Origin of the sequence: Gilliamella sp. Fer4-1, from assembly GCF_001690515.1 — a bacterium.
Taxonomy (GTDB): domain Bacteria; phylum Pseudomonadota; class Gammaproteobacteria; order Enterobacterales; family Orbaceae; genus Gilliamella; species Gilliamella apicola_C.
Genome location: NZ_LZGZ01000211.1, coordinates 1 through 4,044 on the forward strand (window position 1 = coordinate 1; position 4,044 = coordinate 4,044).

The 4,044-nt window shown below is 36.2% G+C and carries 4 protein-coding genes; 2 read left to right on the forward strand and 2 right to left on the reverse strand.

Annotated features, from left to right (window positions below; translation table 11 throughout):
- Positions 1 to 168: 168 nt before the first annotated feature.
- Entirely contained in the window at positions 169 to 1,248 is a 1,080-nt protein-coding gene (gene aroB, locus A9G30_RS07685; protein ID WP_065588576.1) for a 3-dehydroquinate synthase, read from the reverse strand.
- A gap of 120 nt (positions 1,249 to 1,368) precedes the next feature.
- Between aroB and A9G30_RS07690 the strand changes: the two genes are divergently transcribed.
- Positions 1,369 to 2,973, forward strand: a complete 1,605-nt coding sequence (locus tag A9G30_RS07690; RefSeq protein WP_065588577.1) for an NAD+ synthase — start codon at positions 1,369 to 1,371, stop codon at positions 2,971 to 2,973.
- Positions 2,974 to 2,996: 23 nt separating this feature from the next.
- On the forward strand, positions 2,997 to 3,335 hold the full coding sequence (gene glnB / locus A9G30_RS07695) for a nitrogen regulatory protein P-II (protein WP_065583287.1): 339 nt from the start codon (positions 2,997 to 2,999) through the stop codon (positions 3,333 to 3,335).
- 6 nt (positions 3,336 to 3,341) lie between these two features.
- Here the strand turns inward: glnB and A9G30_RS07700 are convergent, their stop codons facing one another.
- On the reverse strand, positions 3,342 to 3,965 hold the full coding sequence (locus A9G30_RS07700; protein ID WP_065588578.1) for a hypothetical protein: 624 nt from the start codon (positions 3,963 to 3,965) through the stop codon (positions 3,342 to 3,344).
- Between the last annotated feature and the right edge of the window lie 79 nt (positions 3,966 to 4,044).

Below are 4,044 nucleotides of genomic sequence, written 5' to 3' on the forward strand. Positions count from 1 at the left end.
TTACATAGGGTAGTGATAATCATGTATTGAATGTAACACCTGTTAGTAATATTAAAGTCTGTTCATCAACACAACTAAATAATTGCTTATTTAGTTGTGTAAAGCAATTTCAGGTAATGACTATGTTTCAGTAAAAAATTAATACGTATTCAATTAATCAGTATAAGGCTAGCTGCTCGAAATAGAATCTAAAACTAGGTTTTTATCAATTCCATCGATTACTTCAGCATGGCCAATCTTAGTTGGTATAACTAGCCTTAACTGTCCCGAGATCACTTTTTTATCGCGCATCATATGTGGAAAGTAGGACTCAATAGACATTTGTGATGGTCTTACGACAGGAAGTTTTGCTCTTATTAAAAGGTTTTTAATGCGAGCTATTTCAGCATCTGTTAATTTACCTAATCTTTTGGCTGTTTGCGCTGCCATTAACATGCCAACACTGACTGCTTCACCATGTAGCCAGTTTCCATACCCTAGTTCTGCTTCAATAGCGTGACCATATGTGTGACCAAGGTTTAACAGTGCGCGCATACCTTGTTCTGTCTCGTCGGCAGCGACCACTTGCGCTTTAAGTTCGCAACAACGATAAATACAGTAACTTGTAGCATCAACATCTAAGTTTAGCACATCGTTGATATGGGTTTCTAACCAAGAAAAAAATTGAGCATCTAAAATAATACCGTATTTAATCACCTCAGCCAGCCCTGAGGAAAGCTCTCGTTGAGGCAATGTTTTTAAACAATTAATATCAATGACAACCGATTGTGGTTGATAAAATGCGCCTATCATATTTTTACCCAGTGGGTGGTTAATGGCTGTTTTGCCCCCAACCGATGAATCAACCTGTGATAGCAAGGTGGTTGGTACTTGGATAAACTTAATGCCTCGTTGGTAAGCAGAGGCTGCAAAGCCAGTAACATCACCAATGACACCTCCGCCTAGTGCAATAACAATACTGCTACGAGTGTGATTATTGGCTAGCAACGCTGTTAAAATGGTATTCCAAGTTTCCATGGTTTTATATTTTTCACCATCAGGCACAATTACTGAACTGGTCTTTACACCATGCTTTTCAAGCATGTTAATTAATGTTTGTAAATAAAGTGGGGCGATTGTTTCGTTGGTCGCAATAAGTACGCGTTGACCAGTCTGAAGTTTAAAATGCTCAAATTCATTAAGTAGATTTTCACCAATAGTAATAGGGTAGCTGCGTTTAGTTAATGCTACATTTAGAATTTTTTGCATAATAATATCCAGAAAAATGAAAGCCAATTTATTGTTGCATGTTAGCGATAAAAATGTGGCAGCGCAACTTAGAATCATTTAAACTTATCAACAATTTTGATTTGTGGTATTTAATTTTGTATGTCTTTATCTATTGTTTTAGCGCAAAAAAATTGGCGTGTGGGTGATATAGAGGGAAACACCCAACAGATTATTGAATTAATAAATAGCCATTCATCTGATGATTTGATCATCTTTTCAGAACTTGCTCTCTGTGGCTATCCACCCGAAGATTTAATGTTTCGTTCTGATTTTAAAGATCGCTGCCGAAAAGCATTATCACTAATTCAACAAGCGAGCACACAGTGTGCGGTTGTTGTTGGCCATCCTCATTGGCAAGATCAACATGTTTATAACGCCCTTTCGTTTTTTTACGAGGGAAAATTGTTAGTCCGTTATCACAAACAACGACTACCTAATTATGATGTGTTTGATGAAAAGCGTTACTTTACCGCTGATAATAAAACGTGTGTCGTTGATTTTAAAGGACAAAAAATTGGGTTATTAATCTGTGAAGATCTTTGGCAAAATGAGCCTGTTGATTATATTCAACAGGCTCAAGCTGACTTTGTGGTTGCAATTAATGCTTCTCCTTATGATTTTGAAAAACAAAAACACCGACATGATTTAGTTAAAACGCATGCAAAACGAACAAGATTGCCAATTATTTATGTCAACCAAGTAGGAGGGCAAGATGAGTTGGTTTTTGACGGTGGATCTTTTGTTTGTAATGAACTTGGTCAAATTGTTTGTCAACTCAAATCGTTTGAAGAACAAGTTGTTCCTTTTACATTTGGTGTCAGTGCTGAAACTATAATTTATGAAAATCAAAATAATCAATTAGCATCAGTTTATGATGCATTGGTACTTGCCACTCGTGATTATATTACAAAAAATGGCTTTCAAGGCGCCGTATTAGGGCTGTCAGGCGGTATCGATTCTGCTTTAACGCTTGCTATTGCGGTTGACGCTTTAGGTAAAGATAAGGTTCAAGCTGTGATGATGCCATTTCATTATACTGCCGATATAAGTATTGCCGATGCCAAAGAAGAAGCTGAAATATTAGGCGTTGAGTTTGATATTGTTTCAATTGAACCGATGTTTGATGCATTTATGTCATCGTTAAGCCCAATGTTTTTAGGCTCACCACAAGATACCACGGAAGAAAACCTGCAAGCACGTTGTCGCGGAGTTATCTTAATGGCGCTATCCAATAAACGGCGCAGGTTAGTGCTTACAACTGGCAATAAAAGCGAAATGTCGGTAGGCTATGCAACACTTTATGGCGATATGGCTGGCGGTTTTGATGTGCTTAAAGATGTGCCGAAAACGATGGTGTTTGCATTATCAAAATATCGCAACACCCGCTCTTATGTTATTCCAGAAAGAGTAATTACTCGCCCTCCATCAGCAGAATTAGCGCCTGATCAGAAAGACGAAGATAGTTTGCCTCCTTATGATATTTTAGATGGCATTTTGAAAGGGTATGTTGAGCACGATCTTTCCATTGAACAACTTATTGAGCAAGGTTATGATGAAACAACAATAAGGCGAGTGATTAAATTGGTTGATATTAATGAGTATAAACGTCGTCAATCAGCCATTGGCCCGAAAATTACAGCTCGTAATTTTGGTAAAGGGCGACGCTATCCAATCACTTGTGCTTTTGGGTTTAAAAATTGGTAATCTCGAATTAAGGGAAAATAGATATGAAAAAGATTGAAGCTATTATTAAACCATTCAAATTAGATGATATTCGTGAGGCTCTAGCAGATCAAGGCATTACCGGTATGACAGTTACTGAGGTTAAAGGTTTTGGTCGTCAAAAAGGGCATACCGAACTTTATCGTGGTGCGGAATATATGGTTGATTTTTTGCCAAAAGTAAAAATAGAACTTATTGTGCCAGATGATATTTTAGAGATGTGCATTGAAACTATTATGAAAACAGCGCAAACAGGCAAAATCGGAGATGGCAAAATTTTTATTTATAATGTTGAGCAAGTCATTCGGATTCGAACTGGTGAAATGGATGAATCAGCCATTTAGTTTTAATTATTGAATATCAGGTCGCTCTTGTTTAAGTAATTCAGAAGTTACAATACCTTGAATAGAACAAATAAGAAGCGTCATATTCGGTGCTTTTTCAAGCAATAATAACTTTTCGGTTGTATCTGGTGCTGGAATAGTTTTCACACCAACGACGGTGCCAGTGTTTTTATGCCAGACTTGGATGTCATCATTAATACTACGAATCATTGGGTTTCCAATATAGAGAACATCTTCTTCCATCTTTTTCCAATCTATAAAATTTAATGTCTCTTTGATTTGGCTAATCTCATTATTGATGATAAATCCCCAGAAATAATATTTTCCTATTTTTCCAAGATCCATAGCACTATCGTAATAGCCTGTGATTATTAAATTTTTATAAGTCATGGGTGTTTTGAAATAAACAAAGTTTTTAGCTATATCAGAGCGATTTTCGACGGGAATATAAGCTTGATTTTGCTTAAAAAGTGTAATGTCCGTATATTTTTCTAATTCATCTTTGCTAGCATAAATCTGTTGAAAAAAATCAGGAGTGCAGGGGGTGAATGAATCAATTAATGGTAATTTATCGGCAAGGGCGACAAAAGAGTGAAACATAAAAAATAAAGCAATGATGTTTTTTATCATGTTGATTCGATTTGACAAAAATTGAATACCATTCAGTTAACTGGCTTTGATTGTATAATTATTACAACAGAATAACAAT

Excerpts from the sequence above, each read along its gene's own strand:
- glnB (WP_065583287.1), top strand. The coding sequence starts at position 2,997 with ATGAAAAAGATTGAAGCTATTATTAAACCATTCAAATTAGATGATATT.
- aroB (WP_065588576.1), bottom strand. The coding sequence starts at position 1,248 with ATGCAAAAAATTCTAAATGTAGCATTAACTAAACGCAGCTACCCTATT.
- A9G30_RS07690 (WP_065588577.1), top strand. The coding sequence starts at position 1,369 with ATGTCTTTATCTATTGTTTTAGCGCAAAAAAATTGGCGTGTGGGTGAT.
- A9G30_RS07700 (WP_065588578.1), bottom strand. The coding sequence starts at position 3,965 with ATGATAAAAAACATCATTGCTTTATTTTTTATGTTTCACTCTTTTGTC.